We start from the raw sequence: 23,010 nt of genomic DNA, 5'->3' as shown, positions 1-23,010 counted from the left end.
TCGCGCCCTCACTTCCGGGTCCGGGGATCGAGCACGCCGTAGAGGATGTCGACGAGGAAGTTCGCGACCAGCACGCTGACGGTGATCATGAGGAACAGCGCCTGCATGAGCGGGTAGTCCTGTCCGATGACCGCGTTGAACAGCAGGTAGCCGATGCCGGGATAGCCGAACACCTGCTCGACCAGCACCGATCCGCCGACCACGCCACCCAGGGCGAGACCGAAGCCGGTCAGGTTGGGCAGGATCGCGTTGCGCGCGGCGTAGCGGATCGCGACGGTGCGGCTCTTCAGTCCGTTCGCCTCGGCGAAGGTCACGTAGTCGTCGCCGAGCGTGTTGATCATCGCGTTGCGCATGCCGAGGACCCAGCCGCCGAGCGAGGTGATGAGGATCGTGATGGCCGGCAGGATCGAGTGGTACAGCGCATCCACCACGAACTCCCCCGACACCGAGGGCGTCGTCGTCGCCGAGTAGGCGCCGGTCGTCGGGAACCAGTGCAGCACGTAGCCGGTGAAGAACAGCAGCAGCAGCGCGGTCCAGAAGTAGGGGAAGGTCGACATGAAGCTGCCGCCGAGGGTGGGCAGCGCATCCAGCCAGGTGCCGCGCTTCCAGGCGGCCGCGACGCCGATCAGGGTGCCGATCACGAAGGCGAGGATCGTGACGACCCCGACCAGGATGACCGTGTACGGCAGGGCGGTGCTGACCAGCTGCGAGACGGTCTGCGGGTAGAACGTGTAGCTCGTGCCGAAATCGAGCGTGATCACCTGGTGCAGGTAGCTCACGTACTGCTCGAAGATGTTGCCCTTCGGGATGCCGAGCTGCGCCTCGATCGCCTTGCGGGTCGCCTCGGTGACGGGTCCGTTCTGCGCGAGCTTCGCGATCGCGGCGTCGGCCGGGGTGCCGGGCATGAGGCGCGGCAGGATGAAGTTCAGCGTGACCGCGGCCCACAGGGTGAGCACGAACAGGCCGAGCTTCTGCAGCACGTACTTCAGGGCGCCGCCGGGAGCTCCGGCGCGCCGGGCCCTGCTTCCGGATGCGGTGGTGCCGCCCGTGCCGCCCGTGCCGCCGGTGCCGCCGCCGAGGTGCGCGGCGCCGGTGCGCGGGGAATCCGTCGCGGTGCTCACTGGTCGTCTCCCTTCGCGTGGCCGACCTGCTTGAGCCGCACGAAGATGCCGAGCGGAGCCGAGTCGTAGTTCTGCGGGATCATGTACGGGTCCTTCGCGGTGGGCCAGCCGACGAACTTCGCGTCGCTGAACAGACCCCAGCTGCCGCCGTAGTACATGCCGATCACGGGCAGCTGGTCGTAGACGACCTGCTGCAGCTCGTCGACGATCGGCTTCTGGTCCTCTTCGTCGATCGTCGACTTGAGCTGGGTGAGCAGCTCGTCGACGGCCGGGTCCTTGAAGCGCTCGCGGTTGTTCTGCGCGCTCTTGCCGACCGGCTGGTAGAAGTCGCTCGAGAGCAGCGAGTTGTAGGCCTGGTAGACGTCGCCGTTGCCCATGCCGCCCATCGCCATGTCGAACTTGCCGTTGTCGATCGCGGCCTGGTAGCCGGCGGGCTGCGGCGCCGTGATCTTGACGTCGATGCCGATCGCGGTGAGGTTGCGCTGCACCTCCTGCACGGCGCGCAGCCAGTCGCTGTAGCCGTTCGCGGTGAGGATCGAGAAGCTCACCTGCTTGCCCGACTGGTCGATGAGCTTGCCGTCTTTCTGGGTGTAGCCGGCCTTGGCGAAGCTGGCGAGGGCCGCATCCACGTCCTGATCGACGAGGCCCTTGTTCGGGATGTCGGGGTTCAGCCACTTCTCCTGGTTCGGCAGGATCAGCCCGGTCTGCCCGGCGGCCGTCAGGTTGCCCTCGGTCGCGCTGTCGGCGATCTTGTCGCGGTCGAGCGCGAGCGAGATGCCGCGACGGAAGTCCACGTCATCGAACGGCGCCTTCGTCAGGTTCGGCGTGAGGCCGATGACACCCGCGGCGGGGAACCACCACTGGTTGTCCTTGCTGGCCGCACCCCAGGTGCCGCTGACATCCGAGATGTAGCTGTAGGCCCAGTCGTAGCCGCGCGCGACGGTGTCGAGCTGGCTGTTCGTCGCGGGCAGGATCAGGTGCTCGATGTCGATCTTGTCGGCCTGCCAGTAGCCGTCGTACTTGTCCATCGAGTACTGCAGCGGCGAGTAGTTGCCGAGCGTGAACGGGCCGGTGCCGATCGGGTTCGGGTTGCGCCAGGTGGTCGGGTCCTTGACCTTCGACCACTGGTGCTCGCTGACGATGTAGACGCCGCCGAGGATGCCCACGGCCGGCACGTCGTCGGTCTTGAGGTGCACGATCAGGTGGTCTGCGGCGTCCGCGCCGCTGCCCGTGCCCTTCTCGACCTCGAGCGAGTCGATGTGCTGCCAGATGCCCTTGATGTCGAGTGGCGGGAACTTCTTCGCCAGGTCGAAGGTGAACTTCACGTCGTCGACCGTGAACGGCTCGCCGTCGCTCCACGTCACGTCCTGCCGGATCGTGAAGTCGGTCGTCTTCGGGTCGGGCTGGTCGACGGCACTCGCGAGCCAGGGGGTCTGCTCGCCGTCGAGGGGGTTCGTGAGGATCAGCGGCTCGTACATCCACTTCGATGCCGTGCGCGTGCTGGCCAGGTAGGGGTTGAAGTTGCGATCGAACTGCGGGTTGCCGTGGTCGGCGTTGATCAGCATCGTGTCGGCGCCGATCGTGGGGTCGGGCTGCGAGCGCACCTGCACCGAGCAGCCGGCGAGCACGAGGCCGACGGTCGCGATGCCGGCGACGAGCGCGGTGCGCAGGCGGCGGGTGCGGCGGCGGGCCGTGGATGCGGTGCTCCCCCGCTCGTGCGTCGCAGCAGGATCCTGCCGACCTCTCGCTGATCGCCTCATCGCTCTCCGCCTCTTCGCTGGGGCGGGCTCGTGGAGCTGATCCCGCCATCGGGTTCGCGCCTGGCTCCCGCCACGCGACTCCCCCAATGTATGCGCTTACATCGCGGTGTCAAGCCGGACTGCCAGGTCGCATCCAGGTTCAGCGCGGCGGCGCGCTCTCGCGCAGCAGCACCTCGACCGGCAGCATGACGCGCTGCCGCGGGGCGTCGGGATCGGCCAGTCGCCGCAGCAGCGTGCGCACCGCGATGCGGCCGAGGTCGGCCATCGGCTGGCGCACGGTCGTGAGCCGCGGGGTCGAGAACCGGCCCGCCTCGACGCCGTCGAAGCCGCTCACCCGCACGCGACCCGGAACATCCACGCCCGCCGCCGTCAGCGACTGCAGCACGCCGAGGGCGCTCTGGTCATTCGAGCACACGATCGCGTCGGGGATTCGCTCGCCCGCGTCGGCGCCCGCGAGCAGCTGCTCGGCGACGCGCCGGCCGCCCGCGACCGAGAAGTCGCCGCGCAGGATGCGGGTCTCGAGGGTGGGGAGCGATGCGGTGCCGGTGCGCGTCGCGTGGGTCGTCGCCCCGGTGTCGGCGCGGGCCCTGGCGCCGGTCTCGGCGTCGGCGCGCGCATCCTCGACCGCGCGGGCGAAGCCGCGGTGGCGGTCGCGCTCATCGGGGGAGTCCTCGGGGCCGGCCAGGTAGGCGAGCTGCCGCACGGCCCCATCCCGCAGCACCTCGGCCACGAGGGCGCGCATGCCCTCCTCGTTGTCGACGACCACGTGGTCGAGATCGTGCTCGTCGCTCGAGTCGGCGACCAGCACGACCGGAACGCGGCTCGCGGTGCGCGCGAGCAGCTCGTCACCGAGCGTCGCGGCGAGCACGACGAGTCCGTCGACGCGGCCGGCGATCTCGCCGACCAGCCGCTCGCGCTGCGAGGCCGTGCCGGCGGCGATCAGCAGCGCGAAGCCCTGCTCCGACGCCTCGCCCTCGGCGCCGCGGATGACCTCGTCGTAGTAGAGATTCACGGGCCCGCCGGTGCCGGCCTCCTCGGCCGCCTGCTCGGCACTGGCCCGGTCGTCGCGGATGCGCGGGGGAGTGGCCGGCCCCGGGTCGGCGACCGGCGCGCCCTCCTGGTGGCCGGGCAGCAGCAGGCCGATGACCTGGGTGCGCTTGCCGGCCAGGCCGCGGGCGGATGCGCTGGGCACGTAGCCGAGGTCGCGCACCGCATCCATCACCTTGGCGGCGGTCTCGGGGCGCACCTCATCGGGCCGCCGCAGCACGCGCGAGACGGTCGCGATCGAGACGCCCGAGCGCGCGGCGACGTCGTAGACGGTCGGGTTCAGCTCGCCGTTCGGCATCGCTGCTCCCTTCGTCGTCGCGGTGCGCTGGTCATGCCGCAGCTCATCGTGACGGCACGGCATCGTCGTGACGGGACTGTACGCCGTCCGGTCGCCGAGTCTGCCGTTCGCAACTCAGCACGAGACCTCGCAGATGGCCCACGGCGGTCGGCTCGGGGCATCCGTGCTGAATTGCGTTTCACAGGGGCGCGGCTCGCGCGCTCAGCAGGAGCAGGGGGCGATCGGCGTGCGGATCACGGCGTACCAGATCAGCAGCATCGTCACGAGGAATCCCGTCACGAAGTTGAGCCAGAGGAAGCGCCGCCAGCCCCGGTTCGCTCCCGCCGCGTCGGCGTCGGCCACGTTCCACCAGGGCGCGACGTTGGCCGCGTAGGGGAGCACGAGCAGCGCGGCCAACGGACCCGGCCAGTCGGTCGCCAGCAGCAGCGCGCCGCCGAACAGATAGGCGACGAGGGATGCGCGCACCGTCGCCTTGGCGCCGATCACCGTCGCGACCGAGCCGATGCCGCCCTCGCGATCCGCCTCGATGTCCTGCACGGCCCCGAAGGCGTGCGACGCCATCCCCCACAGGAAGAAGGCGGCGAGGAGCGCGACCAGGCGTCCGTCGAACTGCGCGCCGGCGAGCGCGAACCCGTAGACCGCGGGGCTCACGAAGTGCGTGCTCGACGTGATCGAGTCCAGCAGCGGGCGCTCCTTGAAGCGCATGCCTGGTGCGGAATACGCCACGACCGCGAACAGGCTGATGACCAGCACGATCCAGCTCGGCCAGGCGTCGAGGCCGCCGATCACGAGCAGCGCGACGACGAACGGTCCCGGCAGCGCGGTGCTCGCGGCGATGGTCGCGCGATGCATCCGCTTGTCGAGCAGCGCGCCCTCGACGCCGCCCTTGCGCGGGTTGCGCAGGTCGGATTCGTAGTCGAAGACGTCGTTGATGCCGTACATCGTGAGGTTGTAGGGCACGAGGAAGAACAGGGTGCCGATCACCGCGAGGGCGATCGTGCGCGCATCCCAGCCGCTCGCCGTGTCGGCGCCGCGGTCGGCTCCGCCGGTGATCGACAGGATGTACGCGGCCGCGAACGGGAACGCCGTGTTGACCCAGCTCAGCGGGCGCGACGACAGGAGCAGGGCGCGGATCACGCGTCGCCCTCCTCACGCGCGTCGCGCTGCCGCGCGTAGTCGCGGGGGGAGTCCTGCTGAGGGGTCGCAAAGGCCCCGTCGATGCCCGATTTCCCGGGCGTTTCGGGGCCTTTGCGACCCCTCGTGGGATGTTCGGTCGGCGATGCCGGGCGGGATGCGCGGCGGGTGCGGCTCGTCGGCAGCAGGTGCCAGAGCACCGGCAGGAGGACGACCGCGGCGATCGCGTAGGCGAAGTCCTCGAGCGGAGCGATGCCGATGAACGCGCCGCTGATGCGCGACGGGTCGTAGCCGACCAGCCCGACGCCGATCATCACGTTGTCGAAGATCGCGGTCATCACGAGCAGCACGATGAGGGTCAGCGCGACGGCGCGCCAGCGCGGGGCGCGGCGCGTGAGCAGGCCGGCGACCGCGACCACGGCGATCGCGCCGAGGAACACCGCGTTGAGGGCCCAATACGTCATCGCTCGGCGCCTCCCTCGATACCGGTTCGCGCATCCATGCCGGTGTCGGAATGGGAACCGCCGAGCGTCGACGGCGCCGTGTCGCGCGGGCGCCGCCGGAAGCTTCCGAGGCGGGATGCGGCCCCGTAGACGTTCATCGTCAGGTAGCAGAGCAGCGTGAGGAAGAAGACCTCCTCGACCGGCAGCTCGGGCGCGAGCTGCAGCCCCGTCATGAACGAGGTCTCGCCGCGGAAGAAGATGCCGAGGCCGATGCCGAACAGGTCCCAGACCAGGAAGAGCACGACGCCGGCGACCAGCACGATCGCGGCCCGGCGCGCATCTCGCCAGAAGAACAGCCGGAACCGCCGATCGAGCACGACCATGCCGGTCAGCGAGACCGCGAGCGCGACGAGGTAGAGCACGCTCACGAGGCGGCCTCGGCCTGATCATCCGCCACCGGAGCGACCGCGGGCGCGAGGGGCTCGGGCAGGGGGGTGGTCGACGTGTCGCCGCGCAGGCGCTTCACGAGCAGCTCGGCGCTGATCAGGCACATCGGCAGCCCGATCCCCGGGATGGTCGACCCGCCCGCATAGAGCAGGTTCTTCACCGTGCGGCTCGCGTTGCCCGCCCGGAAGAAGGCGCTCTGCTTGAGCGTGTGCGCCGGCCCGAGCGCCGTGCCGCGCCAGGAGTTGAGGTCGGCGACGAAGTCGGCCGGTCCGATCGTGCGGCGCACGACGACGCGCGAGGCGAGGTCGGGAATGCCCGCCCACGACGCGATCTGCTCGAGCACCCGATCGGCGAGCGCCTCGATGCGCGCATCCCCCTGCCCATCGACGCCGCCGGCGCCGAGCGCGGGGTCGGCCGGCAGCGGCACCAGCACGAACAGGTTCTCGTGGCCGGCCGGCGCGACGGTCGGGTCGATGCCGCTCGGCTTGCAGACGTAGAGCGACGGCACGTCGGGCACCTTCGACGACGGACCGAAGATCGCGGCGAAGTTCTCCTCCCACGCCTGCGCGAACAGCAGGGTGTGGTGCTCGAGCTGCGGCAGCTCGCCCGTCACGCCGAGCAGCATCAGCAGCGCCGAGGGCCCGGCGACCTTCTGCTCCCACCACGACTCCGGGTACGAGCGCTCGGTCTCCGCCAGCAGACGCGTCTCGGTGTGGTGCAGGTCGGCGGCGCTCACGACGACGTCGGCGTCGAGGCGCGTGCCGTCGGCGAGCTCGACGCCGACCGCGGCGCCGTCAGCGGTCAGGATGCGCGCGACCGGTGCATCCACGCGGATCGCGACCCCCTCATCCCGAGCCAGTGCCTCGATCCGGTCGATGATGCCGCGGAATCCGCCCATCGGATAGCGCACGCCGTCGACGAGGTCGAGGTGGCTCATGAGCGAGTACATGCTCGGCGCGAGGTCGGGCGCCGAGCCGAGGAACACGGCGGGGTAGCCGAGCACCTGGCGCAGGCGCAGGTCTTTCACCGTGCGCCGGGCGAGCGAGCCGAGCGGCTCGAGCAGCAGGCGCATCAGGCGCGGCGTGCGGCGCAGCACCTCGCCCGAGAACACGCGCGGCAGGCTCTGGAAGGTCGTGTAGAGGAAGCGGCGCAGCGCCATGTCGTAGGTCTCACCGGCCCGCGCGAGGTAGCGACGCAGTTTCTTCGCCGAACCCGGCTCGATGCGCTCGGCGCGCGCGAGCGTCTCCTCGGTGTCGGCGGCGATGTCGAGCGGCACCGGGTTGCCCTCGGCGTAGACGCGGTAGCCGGGGTCGAGCTGCACGAGCCGCAGCTGCTCGGCCGCCGAGGTGCCGAGCAGGCGGAAGAAGTGGTCGAACACCTCGGGCATCAGGTACCACGAAGGTCCGGTGTCGAAGCGGAAGCCGTCGTGCGACCACGTGCCGACGCGGCCGCCGACCTCGGAGCGCGCCTCGACCAGCTCGACCTCGTGGCCGTCGCGCGCGAGCAGCGCGGCGCCGGCGAGCCCGGCGATGCCGCCGCCGATCACGACGATGCGGCTCATGCGGAGGCCTTCGGGTCGTCGATATCGGGGCCGCCCGGGAGCGGGGGAGTGGGTGCGGTATCCGGGCGCGCTCCGCCCGCATCCGGGCCCGGCAGCCGCCCCGCCACGGCCAGCGCCGCCAGCTTCGCCTTCACCGGATTCGGCACCCGCACGCGCGTGTCGATCAGCACCGACGCGGGGGTCGCCCGGATGCGCGTCGACAGCTCGGCGAAGAGTCCGTGCGCGAGCGTGACGGCACGCCGCGAGCCGCTCGGGATGCCGGGGATCGCCGCCGCCGCGACGGACAGTTCGGCGTCGATGTCGTCGACGAGCCGCAGCTTGTCGGCCTCGGTGAACGAATCCACGCTCACACCGGGGAAGTACGAGCGCCCCAGGTCGCGGAAGTCGGCCGCCAGGTCGCGCAGGAAGTTGACCTTCTGGAACGCCGAGCCGAGCGCTCGGGCGCCCGGCGTCAGGTCGGCGTAGCGCGCATCGCGGGTCGCCTCGGCGAGCGGCTCGTCGCGCAGGAACGCCCGCAGGCACATGAGCCCGACGACCTCGGCCGAGCCGTAGACGTAGACGTCGAAGCCCGACTCGTCGTAGCTCGTGCGATCGAGGTCGGTGCGCATCGACGCGAAGAACGGGGCGGTCAGCTCGGCGCCGAAACCGCTGTGCCGAGCCGTGCGGGCGAACGCGTGCACGACCGGGTTGGCGCTGTAGCCCTCGGCGACGGCCCGGTCGGTCTCGGCCTCGAGCTCGTCGAGCACCCGGCCGGCGGCTCCGGGGGCGAGTCCCGCTTCGGCCGCCCCGCCATCCACGATCTCGTCGGCGACGCGCACGAGCGCGTAGATGTTCTCGACGTGCTGCCGCACGCCGGGCGCGAGCAGACGGGCCGCGAGCCCGAACGAGGTCGAGTAGCGGCGGATCACGACGCTCGCCGTCTCGTCGGCGACGCGGTCGTAGAGGCTGAGCCGGCTCATCGGGTCCATCCTCCCGTGCGCGGGGTCTCGGCGCGACAGCGGCGGTCGGCGCCGCCTCACCGCACGCGGCTCAGCACCGCGTCGGCGACGGGGTGCAGCTCGGTGCGCAGGGCGCTCGGGATGTGCGCCTCGGCCAGGCGGGCGAGCGCGCGGTTCGCGTAGTAGCGGGCGAGACCGTCGGCGAACGCGCGGGCGCCGCCGTCGATCAAGGCCGCGCGCAGCAGCCGCGCATCCTCGTCGCACAGCAGCGGATCGCCGAAGTGGTGCTTCACGGCCGCCCACTGCGGGGTCGAGTCGGCGTAGGTGGTGAGCACGGTGCGCTTGCCCTCGCGCAGGTCGCCGAGGGTCGTCTTGCCCGTCTCCTCCTCGGCGCCGAAGACCCCGAGCACGTCGTCGACGATCTGGTAGGCGATGCCCATCTCGCGACCGAACTCGCCGAGCGTCGCGATGACCTCGGGGGCGGCGCCGGCGAGCACGGCGCCCGCCTGCAGCGGCCCCTCGAAGGAGTAGACGGCCGTCTTCAGGCGCTCCATCGTGAGGATGTCGTCGACCAGCGGCGCCTCGGGGGCTCCGGCCAGGTCGATGTCGATCAGCTCGCCGGCCGCGCTGGCGAACATCGCCTCGTCGAGGAGGTCGAGCAGCGCCGAGCGGATGTCGTCGGCGACGCCGCTGCGATCGATCAGACGGTAGGCGTTGAACAGGGCCAGATCGCCGGCGATGACGGCGGCGCTGATGCCCTGGTGCTCGGCCGCCGCATCCACGGCCCCGCGGCGCAGCGCGCGGTCGCGGTAGGTGCCCGAGATGTTGGGGGAGCCGCGGCGCATGAAGTCGCGGTCGATGACGTCGTCGTGCACGATCAGCGCGGTGTGCAGCAGCTCGAAGGCGGCGCCGACGTTGGCGGCGGCCTCGTCGTCGTCGCCGCCGAGCGCCGTGTAGGCCGCGAAGACCATGCGCGGGCGGAAGCGCTTGCCACCGGTCGTGTTGGCCTCGAGCGCCGTCCACAGCTCGACGTAGTCGGGTCCCAGGGCCTCGGCGCGCTTGCGGGCTAGGCTGAAGAAGCGCCCGAGAACGGCGTCGACCAGCTCGCGTCGCCGCGTGGCGACACGCAGGCGGTCGGGTCCGTCCATCATCGAGGCAGGGTATCCCGCGGCATGTCACCGAATCCGGCGCACTCAGCGGAAGCGCAGACGACGCTCGCATCGGCCGAGTCGGGCGCCTCGCTCACGCCGGCCGCTCCTCTCAAGCCCGCCGAGCCGGTCGGCCCCGAGCTCGTGGTGCTGCTCGCCGACGACGGAACCCCCATCGGCACGGCCGAGAAGGCGCTCGTGCACGACGCCGCGACACCGCTGCACCTGGCGTTCTCCTGCCACATCGTGGATGCGCGGGGCCGCGTGCTGATCACCCGCCGCGCCCTGTCGAAGCGCACCTTCGCCGGCGTCTGGACCAACTCCTTCTGCGGACACCCGGCGCCCGGCGAGTCGATCCCCGAGGCCGTGCGCCGTCGCGCCGAGCGCGAGCTCGGCCTCGAGATCGGCGAGCCCGAGCTCGTGCTGCCCGACTTCCGCTACCGCGCCCGGGATGCCGGGGGAGTGGTCGAGAACGAGATCTGCCCCGTCTACGTCGCTCGCGTCGACGCCGACGTCGCGCCGAGGCCGGCGGCCGACGAGGTCGAGGAATGGATCTGGGTCGAGCCGGATGCGCTGCGCACGGCCGTCGAGGCGACGCCCTTCGCGTTCAGCCCGTGGATCGCGATGCAGCTCGCGGAGTGGGGGGACTACCCGGCGGCGCCGGGCGCGTGATGAGCCCGACGCGGTATCCGCACGCGGCGTGAGGCCGCGCATCCACTGATCTGCGGCTGAGCGCGGCACCGCACTTTCAAAGGTGGCCACAAACGCACGCCACCCGCGGCGTGTCGCGGACATTCCCGGCCACCCTCCCCAGCGACACCACGCTGCGTGGCCACAGACGCACGGCCTCCGCGGCGGGGCGCGCGCATTCGTGGCCAGCCTCGCCAGCGCGAACCGCGAGGAAGAGAGGGAGGCTGGGCGGGTCAGCCCAGCAGCACCGCACCCAGCCACAGGCCGAGCAGGAACGCGCCCGCGACCAGCGCCGTGACGCCGACGATCAGACCGACGTTGCGGTTGCGACGGCTGCGCAGACCGCGGAAGGCGTTGCGGCGGTGCAGGCGAGAGCCCTTCGAGCGACGTCCGGTACCGGTCAGCGCCGGCTCGGGCTGCCCGTGCAGGATCGCCGCGACCTCGGCGGCGCTCGGGCGCTCCGACGGCACCCGCGAGGTCATGGCGCCGAGCAGCAGCTGCCACTCCTCGGCGAGTTCATCGGGGATGGTCGCGTCGCGGTTCGTGCGGGCGATCGCCGACTCGATCACGGTGCCGGGGAACTCCTGCACCCCGGTGAGCGCCTCGAGCAGCACGAGTCCGAGCGAGTAGACGTCGCTCGACACCGTGACCTCGCCGCCGGTGACCTGCTCGGGGCTGAGGTAGGCGGCGGTGCCGAGGATCGTGCCGTCGCTCGTCATGCGGTGGCCGCCGAGGTAGTGAGCGATGCCGAAGTCGCCGAGCTTGGCGCGACGGCGGAATCCGCCCGCTCCGCCGTCGCCGATGAGGATGTTCGCCGGCTTCACGTCGCGGTGCACGACGCCCTGCTCGTGCACGTAGGCCAGCGCATCCGCGATCTGCGCGCCGATGCCGGCGACGTCGTGCGGGGCCAGTGCACCGGCCTCGATGACCTTCTCGAGCGAGGCGTGCGAGACGAGCTCCATCACGACGAAGCGGCGGATGGAGCCGTCGAAGTTCTGGCGTCCGGCGTCGAAGACCGAGATGAGGCCGGGATGCTGGAGCCCGCTGAGCATGCGGATCTCGCGCTCCTGCCGCACCAGCTCGTCGGCGACGACCGACTCGGCGCGGAAGACCTTGAGTGCGACGTCGCGCCCCAGCACGGTGTCGCGGGCGCGGTAGACGCTCGCGGCGCCACCGGATCCGATCGCCTCGAGCAACTGGTAGCGGCCGGCGACGGCGTTCGCGCTCGGCGGCGGCGTGGCGTAGTCGGTCGTGGTCATGGGCGTGCTCCCCTGCTGTTCGCTGTGCTTCGCCGCAGCGTGCGGAAGGTCGGATGCTGCCAGCGGTACCTGCCGCGCAAGTCCCCCGCGCGGTTGGCATAGCGATAACGCCGTTGCGCGCAGTCTAGGTCAGGGGTGGATGCACGGCGAGGGGTGGACGCGGCGCTCTCGGCTCGCTAGCAGGGACGGCGGGCGAGAAACGAGGCGACCCGGCCTACTCGCCGGGGGCACCCGCATCCGTGACGCGCACGTCGATGCGGTGGAAGCTCTGCCACGACCGCGACGCCGTCGGGCCGCGCTGGCCCTGGTAGCGGTTGCCGTAGGCGCCCGAGCCGTAGGGGTTCTCGACGGCCGAGCTGGTGCGGAAGAAGCAGAGCTGCCCGATCTTCATGCCCGGCCAGAGCTTGATCGGCAGCGTCGCCATGTTGCTCAGCTCGAGCGTGACGTGCCCCGAGAAGCCGGGGTCGACGAAGCCGGCGGTCGAGTGGGTGAGCAGGCCGAGGCGGCCGAGGCTGGACTTGCCCTCGAGGCGCGCGGCGACGTCGTCGGGCAGGGTGACGAGCTCGAAGGTCGAGCCGAGCACGAACTCGCCCGGGTGCAGGATGAACGGCTCGTCGGGCTTCGTCTCGATCAGCCGCGTCAGGTCGGGCTGCTCCTCGGCCGGGTCGATGAACGGGTACTTGTGGTTGTCGAACAGCCGGAAGAAGCGGTCGATGCGCACATCCACGCTGGAGGGCTGGACCATGTCGAGGTCGAGCGGCTCGAGTCCGATGCGGCCGGCCGAGATCTCGGCCTTGATGTCCCGGTCGCTGAGAAGCATGGGCCTGAGCCTAGTGCGGCCGTATTCTTCGACCATGTCGTTCCAGGCGTACCTCGACAACATCGAGCAGAAGACCGGCAAGACCCCGCGCGAGTTCATCGCCGAGGCGGCTTCGCGCGGATACGGACCCGGCACGAAGGCCGGCGAGATCCTCAGCTGGCTGAAGGACGACTACGACCTCGGCCGCGGGCACGGCATGGCGCTCGTGCACGTGATCACCAAGGGGCCGCAGATCTCGGCGAAGCACGTCGGCACCGGCACGACGCACTCGGATGCGAGCGACACGCTCTGGCTCGACGGGGTGGCGACGAAGCCGGCTTCGTAGCTCTGGCGGTGTCGGGCATCCGCTCTGATGAGGCATCCACTCTGATGAGGCATCCCCGGATGCCGTTGTAGGCTCTACGGGACTGGCCCGAGGGCCGTCACGCGGATGTAGTTCAATGGCAGAACTTCAGCTTCCCAAGCTGATAGCGCGGGTTCGATTCCCGTCATCCGCTCCACGTCTCCAGTCGGCAGGGTCGACGAGTTCTCCGCCGACTAGCCGTTGCCGACGCACGCCCATGCGTGGTCGGGGCCGAACGCGCGCTCGAGCTTCGCGAAGGCATCCGGGCGTCCCCACTCGATGTAGTGGCGGCATCCCGAGGTGAACATCGCGGCAACCGATCCGTAGTCGCCGACGCTCGCCCACGCCCAGCGCACGTCGCTGTCGGAGCCGACCCTGCTCCCCGCGCCGCCGAAGTCGGCATCGAGCTCGACTCCGTCGGGGAACACCAGGGTCACCCGGCCCTCGAGTCGGCAGGTCGGCTCGTCGTTCAGCATCGCCACGCCGACGCGGCGGTCGCCGTCGCAGATCGGCAGCTGAAGCTCGGAGGCGTCGAGGTAGAGGTAGCCGACCGGGGCGACACTGGCGCTGGGACTGGCACTGGCACTGGGGCTCGAGCTGGGCGCGCCGACCGGTCGGTTCGGACCGGTCGTCGGACTCGGCACGCAGGCGACGAGCGAGAGCGACGCCGCGGCGAGAAGCGCGGCCGCCATCCCCCGACGAAGGCTCACGAAACGAGCCTAGACCTGTTGCCGGACGTCGGCTCTGGCCCGAGATCCCGGGCGTCGGCGCGCTGCCGGCGGCCCCTTCCGATGTCGGTGGTCCACGACACCATGAAGTCGTGAAGGACCTCCCGACGACGTCTCTGAGTGACGGCGATCTCGCCGCGCTGGAGTCGGTCGTGGTGGAGGCGGATGACGTCGCGACGCTGCTCACGGTGGGTCAGGTCGCCGAGCTGCGCATGCTCGCGCGGGCGGGTCGGCTGGCCGAGAAGCAGGCGCGGGGTGCGAGCGCGAACGTGCGGGCGCACGACATGGCGCTGCGGTCGATCGCGGCCGAGCTCGCCGCGCTGCTGGGGGTCGCCGACCGCACCGTGCAGGCGCGCATCGGCGAGGCCCGCGAGATCGTCGAGGGCTACCCGTCCGCACTCGAGGCCTGGGAAGCCGGCCGGATCACGCGCGGGCACCTGCGGGTGATCGTGGATGCGGGCCGCGTCCTCCCCGTCGATCGCCGCCCCGCGTTCGAGTCCGAGGCGATCGAACGCTGCCGGCTCGACACCCCGGGGCGTGTGCGGTCCGCTCTGGAGATCCTCGCCGAGCAGATCGCCCAACGCCCCTTCACCGAACGCCACGCCGATGCCGCCGCGGGTCGCGGCGTGCGCCTGATCCCCGGCCGCGACGGCATGTGCGAGATCGTCGCGACCGTTCCCACCGTGATCGGCGACGGCATCCTCGACCGCCTCACCCAGCAGGCGCAGGTCATCGTGGATGCGCGCGCGCACGACGATGCCACCGAGCCCCGTGCCGCCGCTCCTGCCGACGACCCCGACCGGCGCTCGCTCGATCAGGTGCGCGCCGACGTCTTCTCCGATTTGCTCCTGGCCGGCTCGCCCGCTCTCGACCCGACCGCGCACGGTGACGGACCGGGCGCGCTCGGCGCGATCCGCGCCCAGGTGCAGGTCGTCGTCTCCGCGCTCACCCTCACCGGCCACGACCACCAGCCCGCCGACCTCATCGGACGCAGCCCCATCGATGCCGACACGGCTCGCACCCTCGCCGCCGATGCCCCGTCGCTGACCCGGCTCCTCACCGATCCGGTGCGCGGAACCGTGATCGCCGTCGACCGCTACCGCCCCACCGGGGACCAGCGCCGCCACCTCCGCGCCCGCGACCAGCACTGCCGCTGGCCCGGATGCCACCGCCCCGCGATCCGCTGCGAGATCGACCACACGATCGACGCCGCGAAGGGCGGACCCACCGCACTCGGCAACCTCGCCCACCTCTGCCAGCGACATCACTCGACGAAGCAGTTCACCCCCTGGCGCGTGAGACAACGCCCGGGCGGGATCCTCGAATGGACCTCGCCGACCGGCCGGATGTACCGCGAAGACGCACCGACCCCACCGGTCGGATTCCATCTGTCGCCGGAGTCGCCACCCGCGCCGGGCCGCGACGCGCGCCCTAATGCCGCGTCCCGCGGAGGGATCGGGGCCGATACGCGCGATCGCATGGGCGATTCGCTCGTGCCCGCTCCGTTCTAGCGCCCGCGCGCATCCAGGAACTCGTCGATGCGGCTCCGTGTCGATGCCAGCCGCTCGATCTGCCGCGTGAGGTCGTCGCGCACGAGGGCGAGCGTGTCAGCCGCGGCATCGTGCGCCGACGCCGGCGCGTCTCCGACGCAACTCAACACCGACTCGACCACCTCGCGCGAGAAGCCCATCCCGAACAGCTGGTGGATGACCGTCGCCCGCTCCGCCATCGACTCCGCGTACTCGCGGTAGCCGTTCGCCGCCCGCTCGGCGGCGATCAGTCCGTACTGCTCGTAATAGCGCAGCGACCGCGCACTCACCCCGCTGCGCGCGCTCAACTCGCCGATGCGCATCCGCTCGCCGCCGTGACCCGCATCAGCTTCCGCGCCCGCATCCGCGCTTGACCTTGGCACGATGTCAGACTCTAGCCTCGCGCCATGCCCGAATCCAGCACTCCGCGCACCGCCTCCGACGACCACGTGGATGCAGCCGGCCGCCGCCGCACGTTCACCGTCGTCGCCCCCGGCGCCAGCTCGTCACATCTCCCCGGCCGCGCGCTCGTCCTCGTCTTCCACGGGTCGAAGCAGACCGCCGCCGCCCACCGCGCCTTCACCGGCCGCGCTCTCGACACCCTCGCCGCCGACGGAACCGCGGTCGTCGCCTACCTCGACGGCCACCGCGGCAACTGGAACGACGCCCGCCGGGCGAGCTCGCTCCCAGCCCGTCTTGAGAACATCGACGACGTCGCCTTCGCTCGCGCGGTCATCGAGCGGCTCGTCTCGACTCACGGCATCGACCCGCACCGCGTGATCGCCGTCGGGTACTCCAACGGCGGCCAGATGGTGATGCGGCTGCTGCACGAGACCGGCGGCCCGGCCCGCTCCACCCCCGCCCTCACCACCCCGACCATCGCCGGCGCCATCGTGATCGCCGCGACCATGCCCGACGCCGATGGGTTCCTCGGCGACTTCTCAGACGCACCGGGCCACCGCATCCCCGTCGCCGTCGTCGCCGGAACGGCCGACCGCATCGTGCCCTTCGGCGGCGGCCGCATGGCCCGCTGGGCGCGCACCGTGTTCCGCGTCGACGGCACAGCCCTCTCGGCACCGGAGACGGCGGCCTACTTCGCCCGGCGCAACGGGATCACGGCGTCGCCAGTCGAGCGCACCGTCAACGCCCCCGCGCCGCGACGCCGCCGTCGCGACCGCGCCCCGATGCGTCGTGCCGACTTCCGCGCCGACGGCCGCGCACCCGTCACCCTGTTCACCGTCGATGGCGGCGGACACACCGTCCCCGGACCGAAACGCGCACCGGCGCTGCTCGGCCGCACCGGCCGTGCGATCGGCGTCGCCGAGATCGTGCGCGAGGTGCTCGGCTCGGTCGATGCCGTGCTGTCGAGGTGATCGCCCGTGTCGGCGGCTCGGGGGAGCATCCCGGTGTGAGCGAACCCGACCTGCCGCACGATCCCGACCTCGGCGCCACGCACGACGACGTCTGCGACGACCTGCTGTGCGGACGCTTCGGCGGGCCGCACGCGCTCATCCCGGGAGAGGACGACGCCCGTCATTTCCGTCTGGTGGATCGCGGCCAGGTCTGGGGCGTCGCGATCACGCGACCGCTGAGCGAGCCCGAGTGGACCATCGACTCCTACGTCGCGCACGGTGTGCAGCTGTCGCCGGTGGTCGCCGAGCAGTACGCGACGACCCTGATCGCCGCGGCTCGCCTGTGCCGCGACCCCCAGGCGACCGCCGACGACGTGCTCGACTCGGGCACGCGCCCATGACCGCCGAGCGCATCCCCGTGCTGTGCACCGAACCCCGTTGCGACCTGTTCGGCGAGAGCCACGACGTCGTCGCGCTCGATGAGAGCACGATGCATCTCCATTCGATCGACCTGACACCGCGGTGGAGCGTCACCGTCGCCCGCGAAGACGACGACGCCGCGTGGGCCATCGCGGCGTCGGTCGGCGGCGAGATCGACCTCGACCCCGATCAGGCGGATCTGCTCGCCGCCGCCCTGCTGAGAGCCGCCGACTTCTGCCGCGCCGCACCGCCGGCGCTCGAGGCGCGCGACGCCGAGTGAGCCGCGTGGGCTATGTAGACGGCGTCCACATCCACCGCTAGCGTCGACGACATGATGCGGATGCTGCTCGCCTCGGGACCTGTCCGCGACGAGAGCGCCGTGCACGCCGCCCTGCTCGACCTGATCGGTCGCCCACTCGGCGAGACCCGCTCGGTCGTCGTGCTGGATGCGATGCTCCCGCTCTCCGGCGACAAGACGACGATGCTCGAGCACCTGCGCGACTTCCGCGATCTCGGCTGGGCCGAGTGCGACATCCTGACCCTGCAGTCGGGACCGCCGGCGCTGATCGAGCAGCGACTGCGGCACGCCGACGTGATCTTCGGCTATGGAGGCACCAACCACTGGCTCGCCCACGCGTGGCGCAGCACCGGCCTCGCCGCGCTGCTGCGCGAGCTGCTCGACGAGAAGGTCTACCTGGGGCTCAGCGCCGGATCGATGATCTTCTCGCGCCACCACGAACGCGCCGCCCGGGAGTTCGGCGACCTCGACGAGCCGCGGATGCTCGGCCTCGACGAGATCGCCCCCGCCCTGCCGCTGCTCGACTGGTACCTGGCGCCGCACCTCGGCGCCGACTACTTCCCGCACCAGACCGACGCCTGGGCGGCCGGCCTCGCCCCGCGGCTCGGAGCGCCGATGTGGTTCCTCGACGACGCCTCGGCGCTGATCGTGCGCGACCCCGACGCCGAACCCGAGATCGTCTCCGATGGGCACTGGCTGCACTTCGACGCGAGCGGGGCGCTGGTCGGCTCCGACGCGAGCTCACGGCATGCACCCCGCTGACGTCGAGGCGACATCGCTAGCTTCCCCGGTGTGAGACCCGTGGATGCCTCGGCTACGACAGCGAGCGATGTCGATATCGAGAACGGCGGCGTCGGCGGCCCGCACGGGCCCGTGCCCGTGCGTCGCTACCTGCCGCGCGCATCCACCGCGCCGCTGCTGATCTGGGTGCACGGCGGCGCCTTCGTGAAGGGCTCCCTCGACCAGCCCGAGTCGCACGCCGTCGCCCTCGCCTTGGCGGCGCGCGGCATCCCGGTCACGACGGTCGACTACCGCCTCACCTCGCAGACCAGCTTCCTGTGGCCGTCGCCGTCATCGCGCGCCGTGCGCTTCCCGGTGCCCTTCGACGACGTCGCCGCCGTGGTTCGGGATGCGCGACTCCGGTCACCCGGCGGCGTGCTGGTCGGCGGAGCCAGCGCCGGCGCCTGCCTCTCGGCGGCGGTCGCGCTGAGCGAGGTGGACGACGCGCAACGCGAGGCCGAAGAGCACAGCGAGGACCTCGCCCTCCCGCCGATCCGCGGCCTCCTCCTCGCCTACGGCGTGCTGCACGCCGCACTGCCGCCCGCCTCTGCCGAGGTGCGCTCGCGCATCCGCGGCTACCGCAAGCTGCTGCACACGCGTCGCGCGTTCGGCGTGATGACCCGCAACTACGCCGGCTCGCGCGCCGCGCTGTCCGACCCGCGCGCCTTTCCCGGCGGACACCCTCTGTCTGGATTGCCGACCACGCTCATGATCGACGCCGACGGCGACATCCTGCGCGGCTCGAGCGAGGCCTTCGCCGCCGAGCTCGCCGCCCACGACGTGGCGCTCGAGCGCCACGTCGTCGCCGGCACCGTGCACGCCTTCCTCAACCGTCCCCGCGATCCCGGTTTCGCGCGCGGCATCGACCTGATCGCGGAGTGGGCCGCGCGCCGCTGAGCAACGCCCTCAGATCCTTCCGGCGAGCCGGTGGTACGCCTGGTTCCACTGCACCTCGCGCTCGAAATCGCGCAGCGTCGTGCCCTCGTCGATCACGAGCAGCTCGGTCGCGGTCAGCTTCGCGAAGTCGCGGAACACGTCGACGCCGACCTGCGTCGTCATGACCGTGTGGTGCGCGGCGCCCGCGGTGAGCCAGGCGGCCGCACTCGTGTGGAAGTCGGGCGCCGGCCTCCAGACGGCCCGCCCGACCGGCAGCTTCGGCAGCGGATGCGGCAGCTCGACGTTCTCGACCGCGTTCGCCACGAGACGGAATCGATCGCGCAGATCCGACATCGCGACGACGACCGCCGGCCCCGGGTCGGCCGTGAACACGAGCCGCACCGGGTCGTCTTTGCCGCCGATGCCGAGCGGGTGGATCTCGAGCGAGGGCTTCGCGGTCGAGAGGCTCGGCGACACCTCGAGCATGTGCGCACCGAGGATCAGCTCGGCCCCGGGCGTGAGGTCGTAGGTGTAGTCCTCCATGAGCGACGCCCCGCCGGGAAGCCCCGCCCCCATGACGGAGGCGAGCCGCACGAGCACGGCCGTCTTCCAGTCGCCCTCGGCCCCGAAGCCGTAGCCGTCGGCCATGAGCCGCTGCACCGCGACCCCGGGCAGCTGCGTCAGAGCCCCCAGATCCTCGAACGAGTCGGTGAAGGCGGTGAAGCCACCCGCCTCGAGGAAGGACCGCAGCCCCAGCTCCTGCCGCGCCGCATCCACGACCGACGCCCGTCGCGCGCCGCCGACCCGCAGCTCGGGCACGACGTCGTAGAGCTCGTCGTACTCCGCGGCGAGCGCGGTCGCCTCGGAATCGGAGACCGCGTCCACCGCCGCGACCAGCTCGTTCACCGGCCAGGTGTTCACGCTCACGCCGAAACGGATCTGCGCCTCGGTCTTGTCGCCCTCGGTCACCGCGACGTCGCGCATGTTGTCGCCGAAGCGCGCGACCTTCATGGTCGACAGCGCGGCGACGCCCGACGCCGCCCGCGCCCAGGTGCCGACCCGCCCCGCGACCGCCGGGTCGCTGACGTGCCCGACGACCGTGACCCGCGGCAGGTCGAGCCGGGTCTGGATGTAGGCGAACTCGCGATCGCCGTGCGCCGCCTGATTGAGGTTCATGAAGTCGAAGTCGATCTCGCCCCACGGCAGCGCAACATCCGCCTGCGTGTGCAGGTGCAGCAGCGGCTTCGCCAGCTGCGACAACCCGGTGATCCACATCTTCGCCGGGCTGAAGGTGTGCGCCCACGCGATCACGCCGACCACGCGGTCGTCGCTGTTCGCGTCGAGCGCGAGGCGGCGGATCGCGTCCGCGTCGGTCAGCACCGGCTTCCACTCGATCGTCACCGGCACCGCGTCGGCGGCCGCGAGCGTGTCGGCGACGACCCGCGACTGCTCGGCGACCTGCCGCAGCGTCTCCTCGCCGTAGAGACCCTGCGACCCGGTGACGAACCAGACGACGTTGCGGCGCAGGTCGGGGGTGATGCTGCGAGAGCTCGGGGAGGTGCTGGTCATGAGGGTCCTGTTCTGCTGGAGCTGAGGGAGACGGGCGTGTCGGTGGGGAGGGGCGGCCTCAGATCGACGCCGCGGCAGCCCGCTCGATCGCGAGCCCGGCGCGGTAGCGCTCGAGCCAGGCCGCGTACCCCGCGACCTCGTCGGGTTCGGGATGCACGACCTGCGCCGAGGCCGCGGCGAACACCTGCTCGTGCAGCCAGTCGGCGAGCGCAGGCCGCGCCGAGCCGGCACTGCCTTCACCGTGGATCCCGCCACCTGCCTCGGCCGCGTACAGGGCGAGCAGCGCCGCACCCCACGCCCCGCCCTCGGCCGCCGTCTCGGCGACCGCGACCGGCGCGTCGAGGGCCGCCGCGAGCACGCGCTGCGCGACTCCGGCCGTGCGGAAGATGCCACCGTGCGCCTGCATCCGCTCGAGCGCGACGTCCTCGTCGGCGAGCACGCGCATGCCCAGCGCGAGCGTGCCGAACACGCCGTAGAGCTGCGCGCGCACGAGGTTGCCGAGCGTGAGCTCGCTGTCGGGGGCGCGCACGATCAGCGGACGGCCCGCATCCAGCCCGGCGATCGGCTCGCCGGCCAGGTGGTTGTAGGCCAGCAGCCCGCCGGCGTCCACATCGGACCGCGCGGCCTCGCCGAGCAGGGTCGCGAAGACCGCATCGGCGCTGACTGGCGAACCGGCACCGCCGGCGGAGCCCACAGCACCCACGCCGAGTGCCTCCGCGAACCGCCGGAACACCCCCGCCCACACCCCGAGCTCGCTCGCGCCGTTGTTGCAGTGCACCATCGCGACCGGGTCGCCGGCGGGCGTGGTGACGACGTCGATCTGCTCCAGTGGCCGGTCGAGTGGATGCTCGAGCACGACCATCGCGAACACGCTCGTACCGGCGCTGACGTTGCCGGTGCGCGGCGCGACCGCGTCGGTCGCGACCATGCCGGTTCCGGCATCCCCCTCGGGCGGGCACAGCAGCGCGCCGGGCTGCAGCCGTCCGCTGGGGTCGAGCAGGCTCGCGCCGGCTGCGGCCAACGTGCCCGCGTACTCGCCCGCGGCGAGCGCCGTCGGCAGCAGCTCGCGCACGCGCGCGGTCAGCCCGATGCCGGTCGCGTCGGCGGCCCGCGCAGCGAGCTCGTCGTAGCGCGCGAGCATCCGCGCGTCGTAGTCGCCCGTCGCCGGGTCGATCGGGAACATGCCCGACGCGTCCCCGACGCCGAGCACCCGCCGCCCGGTCAGCCGCTCGTGCACGTGGCCCGCGAGCGTCGTGAGGTGCGCGACGCGCGGCACATGAGCCTCGCCGTCGAGCACGGCCTGGTGCAGGTGCGCGATCGACCAGCGCAGCGGGATGTTCACCCCGAGCTCGGCGCTGAGCTCGCGCGCCGCGGCGCCCGTGCTCGTGTTGCGCCAGGTGCGGAACGGCACGAGCAGCTCACCGTCGGCGTCGAAGGGAAGGTAGCCGTGCATCATCGCCGAGACGCCGATCGCGCGCAGCCGGGTCAGCTCGACCTCGGCTCCGTAGCGGCGCCGCACGTCGATCGCCAGCGCGGCGAAGGCATCCTGCAGGCCGGTCCAGACGGCATCCAGCGCGTAGGTCCAGACGCCGTCGACGAGCTGGTTCTCCCAGTCATGCGCGCCGGCGGCGAGCACCTCGGTCGGGGTCGCGCCGATCAGGCTGGCCTTGATGCGGGTCGAGCCGAGCTCGATGCCGAGCACGGCCCGGCCGTCGGCGATCCAGTCCGATTCCCGGCTCATGCCGTCGCCGCCCGTCGGTCGTCGTCGCTCTGCCCGTAGACGTTCTGGTAGCGGGCGTAGAGCTGGTCGATGCGGTCCTGCGGGATCGGGATGAGCGGACCGGCCGCCCGGGCCAGGTGCACCGAGCGCGCCGCGTCCTCGCACATGACCGCGGCCTTCACGGCGTCGCGAGCGCTCGCGCCGATCGTGAAGGGTCCGTGGTTCTGCATCAGCACGGCCCGCGAGCGGTGCCCGCGCAGCGTCTCGACGATGCCCCGCCCGATCGAGTCGTCGCCGATCACCGCGAACGGCCCGATCGGGATCGGCCCGCCGAACTCGTCGGCCATCCCGGTGATGACGCAGGGGATCGGCTCGCCGCGCGCCGCCCAGGCGACGGCGTAGGGGGAGTGGGTGTGCACGACCCCGCCGACCTCGGGCATCTCGCGGTAGACGTAGGCGTGCGCCGCGGTGTCGCTCGACGGACTGCGCTCGCTGCCCGCGCTGCCCGGCACGACGGCGCCGTCGAGGTCGCACAGCACCAGATCGTCGGCCGTCAGGTCGTCGTAGGCGACGCCCGAGGGCTTGATCACGAACAGGTCGGCGCCCGGCACGCGGCCCGAGACGTTGCCGCCCGTCCACACGACGAGCCCGTAGCGCACGAGCTCGGCGTGCAGCGCGGCGACCTCGGCGCGGGTCTGCGCGATCGCCCGGTCGACGTCGCTTCCCACC

The 23,010-nt window shown here is 71.9% G+C and carries 24 protein-coding genes and 1 tRNA gene; 9 read left to right on the top strand and 16 right to left on the bottom strand.

Annotated features, from left to right (window positions below):
• Window positions 1-8: 8 nt before the first annotated feature.
• The 9 genes from FJ658_RS02655 to FJ658_RS02615 form a co-directional block, all read right to left on the bottom strand.
• Window positions 9-989 (bottom strand): ABC transporter permease, encoded by a 981-nt coding sequence (locus FJ658_RS02655; RefSeq protein ID WP_141143992.1) that lies wholly within the window; start codon window positions 987-989, stop codon window positions 9-11.
• 128 nt (window positions 990-1,117) lie between these two features.
• Window positions 1,118-2,881: an ABC transporter substrate-binding protein gene (locus FJ658_RS02650; protein ID WP_141143829.1), complete on the bottom strand. Its 1,764-nt coding sequence runs from the start codon at window positions 2,879-2,881 to the stop codon at window positions 1,118-1,120.
• Window positions 2,882-3,020: 139 nt separating this feature from the next.
• On the bottom strand, window positions 3,021-4,226 hold the full coding sequence (locus FJ658_RS02645; RefSeq protein ID WP_141143828.1) for a LacI family DNA-binding transcriptional regulator: 1,206 nt from the start codon (window positions 4,224-4,226) through the stop codon (window positions 3,021-3,023).
• Window positions 4,227-4,427: 201 nt separating this feature from the next.
• A complete protein-coding gene (locus FJ658_RS02640; RefSeq protein ID WP_141143827.1) occupies window positions 4,428-5,363 on the bottom strand; it encodes a prenyltransferase in 936 nt (311 codons plus the stop codon).
• Complete coding sequence (locus FJ658_RS02635) at window positions 5,360-5,824, bottom strand: lycopene cyclase domain-containing protein (protein ID WP_141143826.1); 465 nt, start codon at window positions 5,822-5,824, stop codon at window positions 5,360-5,362. Before FJ658_RS02635 ends, FJ658_RS02640 begins: the two co-directional genes overlap by 4 nt.
• Window positions 5,821-6,231, bottom strand: coding sequence for a lycopene cyclase domain-containing protein (locus tag FJ658_RS02630; RefSeq protein ID WP_141143825.1), 411 nt, complete (start codon window positions 6,229-6,231; stop codon window positions 5,821-5,823). Before FJ658_RS02630 ends, FJ658_RS02635 begins: the two co-directional genes overlap by 4 nt.
• A complete protein-coding gene (crtI, locus tag FJ658_RS02625) occupies window positions 6,228-7,811 on the bottom strand; it encodes a phytoene desaturase family protein (RefSeq protein WP_141143824.1) in 1,584 nt (527 codons plus the stop codon). The genes FJ658_RS02630 and crtI overlap by 4 nt, the downstream gene beginning before the upstream one ends.
• A complete protein-coding gene (locus FJ658_RS02620) occupies window positions 7,808-8,770 on the bottom strand; it encodes a phytoene/squalene synthase family protein (protein WP_370454748.1) in 963 nt (320 codons plus the stop codon). The genes crtI and FJ658_RS02620 overlap by 4 nt, the downstream gene beginning before the upstream one ends.
• 56 nt (window positions 8,771-8,826) lie before the next feature.
• Complete coding sequence (locus FJ658_RS02615; RefSeq protein ID WP_255447515.1) at window positions 8,827-9,900, bottom strand: polyprenyl synthetase family protein; 1,074 nt, start codon at window positions 9,898-9,900, stop codon at window positions 8,827-8,829.
• A gap of 21 nt (window positions 9,901-9,921) precedes the next feature.
• Between FJ658_RS02615 and idi the strand changes: the two genes are divergently transcribed.
• Window positions 9,922-10,569 (top strand): isopentenyl-diphosphate Delta-isomerase, encoded by a 648-nt coding sequence (gene idi / locus FJ658_RS02610; protein WP_141143822.1) that lies wholly within the window; start codon window positions 9,922-9,924, stop codon window positions 10,567-10,569.
• A gap of 251 nt (window positions 10,570-10,820) precedes the next feature.
• Here the strand turns inward: idi and FJ658_RS02605 are convergent, their stop codons facing one another.
• Together FJ658_RS02605 and dcd are read right to left on the bottom strand one after the other, a co-directional pair.
• Window positions 10,821-11,846, bottom strand: a complete 1,026-nt coding sequence (locus tag FJ658_RS02605) for a serine/threonine-protein kinase (protein WP_141143821.1) — start codon at window positions 11,844-11,846, stop codon at window positions 10,821-10,823.
• 214 nt (window positions 11,847-12,060) lie between these two features.
• Window positions 12,061-12,666 carry a dCTP deaminase gene (dcd, locus tag FJ658_RS02600; RefSeq protein WP_141143820.1) on the bottom strand — a complete coding sequence of 202 codons (606 nt, stop codon included), beginning with the start codon at window positions 12,664-12,666 and terminating at the stop codon, window positions 12,061-12,063.
• Between the two features lie 34 nt (window positions 12,667-12,700).
• Here dcd and FJ658_RS02595 point away from each other — a divergent pair, with 34 nt between their 5' ends.
• Together FJ658_RS02595 and FJ658_RS02590 are read left to right on the top strand one after the other, a co-directional pair.
• Window positions 12,701-12,991 (top strand): DUF4287 domain-containing protein, encoded by a 291-nt coding sequence (locus tag FJ658_RS02595; RefSeq protein ID WP_141143819.1) that lies wholly within the window; start codon window positions 12,701-12,703, stop codon window positions 12,989-12,991.
• Window positions 12,992-13,092: 101 nt separating this feature from the next.
• Window positions 13,093-13,166: transfer RNA gene (locus FJ658_RS02590), tRNA-Gly, on the top strand.
• A gap of 37 nt (window positions 13,167-13,203) precedes the next feature.
• Here the strand turns inward: FJ658_RS02590 and FJ658_RS02585 are convergent.
• Window positions 13,204-13,719, bottom strand: a complete 516-nt coding sequence (locus tag FJ658_RS02585) for a hypothetical protein (protein ID WP_141143818.1) — start codon at window positions 13,717-13,719, stop codon at window positions 13,204-13,206.
• A 110-nt stretch (window positions 13,720-13,829) separates the two neighbouring features.
• Between FJ658_RS02585 and FJ658_RS02580 the strand changes: the two genes are divergently transcribed.
• Window positions 13,830-15,248, top strand: a complete 1,419-nt coding sequence (locus FJ658_RS02580) for an HNH endonuclease signature motif containing protein (protein WP_255447514.1) — start codon at window positions 13,830-13,832, stop codon at window positions 15,246-15,248.
• Here FJ658_RS02580 and FJ658_RS02575 read toward each other — a convergent pair.
• Window positions 15,245-15,649 (bottom strand): MerR family DNA-binding transcriptional regulator, encoded by a 405-nt coding sequence (locus FJ658_RS02575; protein WP_141143817.1) that lies wholly within the window; start codon window positions 15,647-15,649, stop codon window positions 15,245-15,247. The two genes, FJ658_RS02580 and FJ658_RS02575, sit on opposite strands and share 4 nt — an antisense overlap.
• A gap of 24 nt (window positions 15,650-15,673) precedes the next feature.
• On the opposite strand from FJ658_RS02575, the gene FJ658_RS02570 reads away from it, so the two are divergent.
• The 5 genes from FJ658_RS02570 to FJ658_RS02550 are packed head-to-tail and all read left to right on the top strand — an operon-like array spanning window position 15,674 to window position 19,013.
• Window positions 15,674-16,639: a PHB depolymerase family esterase gene (locus FJ658_RS02570; RefSeq protein WP_141143816.1), complete on the top strand. Its 966-nt coding sequence runs from the start codon at window positions 15,674-15,676 to the stop codon at window positions 16,637-16,639.
• Between the two features lie 35 nt (window positions 16,640-16,674).
• The gene (locus tag FJ658_RS02565; protein WP_141143815.1) at window positions 16,675-17,019 is read left to right on the top strand and encodes a hypothetical protein; all 345 of its coding nucleotides are present in this window, start codon (window positions 16,675-16,677) and stop codon (window positions 17,017-17,019) included.
• A complete protein-coding gene (locus FJ658_RS02560; protein WP_141143814.1) occupies window positions 17,016-17,318 on the top strand; it encodes a hypothetical protein in 303 nt (100 codons plus the stop codon). The genes FJ658_RS02565 and FJ658_RS02560 overlap by 4 nt, the downstream gene beginning before the upstream one ends.
• 51 nt (window positions 17,319-17,369) lie before the next feature.
• On the top strand, window positions 17,370-18,098 hold the full coding sequence (locus FJ658_RS02555) for a Type 1 glutamine amidotransferase-like domain-containing protein (RefSeq protein WP_141143813.1): 729 nt from the start codon (window positions 17,370-17,372) through the stop codon (window positions 18,096-18,098).
• A gap of 30 nt (window positions 18,099-18,128) precedes the next feature.
• Complete coding sequence (locus tag FJ658_RS02550; protein WP_255447513.1) at window positions 18,129-19,013, top strand: alpha/beta hydrolase; 885 nt, start codon at window positions 18,129-18,131, stop codon at window positions 19,011-19,013.
• 9 nt (window positions 19,014-19,022) lie between these two features.
• Here the strand turns inward: FJ658_RS02550 and araA are convergent, their stop codons facing one another.
• The 3 genes from araA to FJ658_RS02535 are packed head-to-tail and all read right to left on the bottom strand — an operon-like array spanning window position 19,023 to window position 23,009.
• Window positions 19,023-20,561: an L-arabinose isomerase gene (gene araA / locus FJ658_RS02545; RefSeq protein WP_141143812.1), complete on the bottom strand. Its 1,539-nt coding sequence runs from the start codon at window positions 20,559-20,561 to the stop codon at window positions 19,023-19,025.
• 58 nt (window positions 20,562-20,619) lie between these two features.
• Window positions 20,620-22,302: an FGGY-family carbohydrate kinase gene (locus FJ658_RS02540; RefSeq protein ID WP_141143811.1), complete on the bottom strand. Its 1,683-nt coding sequence runs from the start codon at window positions 22,300-22,302 to the stop codon at window positions 20,620-20,622.
• Window positions 22,299-23,009, bottom strand: coding sequence for an L-ribulose-5-phosphate 4-epimerase (locus FJ658_RS02535; protein ID WP_255447512.1), 711 nt, complete (start codon window positions 23,007-23,009; stop codon window positions 22,299-22,301). The genes FJ658_RS02540 and FJ658_RS02535 overlap by 4 nt, the downstream gene beginning before the upstream one ends.
• Window position 23,010 lies beyond the last annotated feature (1 nt).

The sequence above is a fragment of the Schumannella sp. 10F1B-5-1 genome, assembly GCF_006517535.1.
Classification (GTDB): Bacteria; Actinomycetota; Actinomycetes; order Actinomycetales; family Microbacteriaceae; genus Schumannella.
This window is presented reverse-complemented; position numbering and strand designations above follow the sequence as displayed.

Excerpts from the sequence above, each read along its gene's own strand:
- FJ658_RS02595 (WP_141143819.1), top strand. The coding sequence starts at position 12,701 with ATGTCGTTCCAGGCGTACCTCGACAACATCGAGCAGAAGACCGGCAAG.
- FJ658_RS02635 (WP_141143826.1), bottom strand. The coding sequence starts at position 5,824 with ATGACGTATTGGGCCCTCAACGCGGTGTTCCTCGGCGCGATCGCCGTG.
- FJ658_RS02650 (WP_141143829.1), bottom strand. The coding sequence starts at position 2,881 with ATGAGGCGATCAGCGAGAGGTCGGCAGGATCCTGCTGCGACGCACGAG.
- FJ658_RS02645 (WP_141143828.1), bottom strand. The coding sequence starts at position 4,226 with ATGCCGAACGGCGAGCTGAACCCGACCGTCTACGACGTCGCCGCGCGC.
- FJ658_RS02560 (WP_141143814.1), top strand. The coding sequence starts at position 17,016 with ATGACCGCCGAGCGCATCCCCGTGCTGTGCACCGAACCCCGTTGCGAC.
- idi (WP_141143822.1), top strand. The coding sequence starts at position 9,922 with ATGTCACCGAATCCGGCGCACTCAGCGGAAGCGCAGACGACGCTCGCA.
- crtI (WP_141143824.1), bottom strand. The coding sequence starts at position 7,811 with ATGAGCCGCATCGTCGTGATCGGCGGCGGCATCGCCGGGCTCGCCGGC.
- FJ658_RS02605 (WP_141143821.1), bottom strand. The coding sequence starts at position 11,846 with ATGACCACGACCGACTACGCCACGCCGCCGCCGAGCGCGAACGCCGTC.
- dcd (WP_141143820.1), bottom strand. The coding sequence starts at position 12,666 with ATGCTTCTCAGCGACCGGGACATCAAGGCCGAGATCTCGGCCGGCCGC.
- FJ658_RS02615 (WP_255447515.1), bottom strand. The coding sequence starts at position 9,900 with ATGATGGACGGACCCGACCGCCTGCGTGTCGCCACGCGGCGACGCGAG.
- FJ658_RS02555 (WP_141143813.1), top strand. The coding sequence starts at position 17,370 with ATGATGCGGATGCTGCTCGCCTCGGGACCTGTCCGCGACGAGAGCGCC.
- FJ658_RS02540 (WP_141143811.1), bottom strand. The coding sequence starts at position 22,302 with ATGAGCCGGGAATCGGACTGGATCGCCGACGGCCGGGCCGTGCTCGGC.
- araA (WP_141143812.1), bottom strand. The coding sequence starts at position 20,561 with ATGACCAGCACCTCCCCGAGCTCTCGCAGCATCACCCCCGACCTGCGC.
- FJ658_RS02620 (WP_370454748.1), bottom strand. The coding sequence starts at position 8,770 with ATGAGCCGGCTCAGCCTCTACGACCGCGTCGCCGACGAGACGGCGAGC.
- FJ658_RS02570 (WP_141143816.1), top strand. The coding sequence starts at position 15,674 with ATGCCCGAATCCAGCACTCCGCGCACCGCCTCCGACGACCACGTGGAT.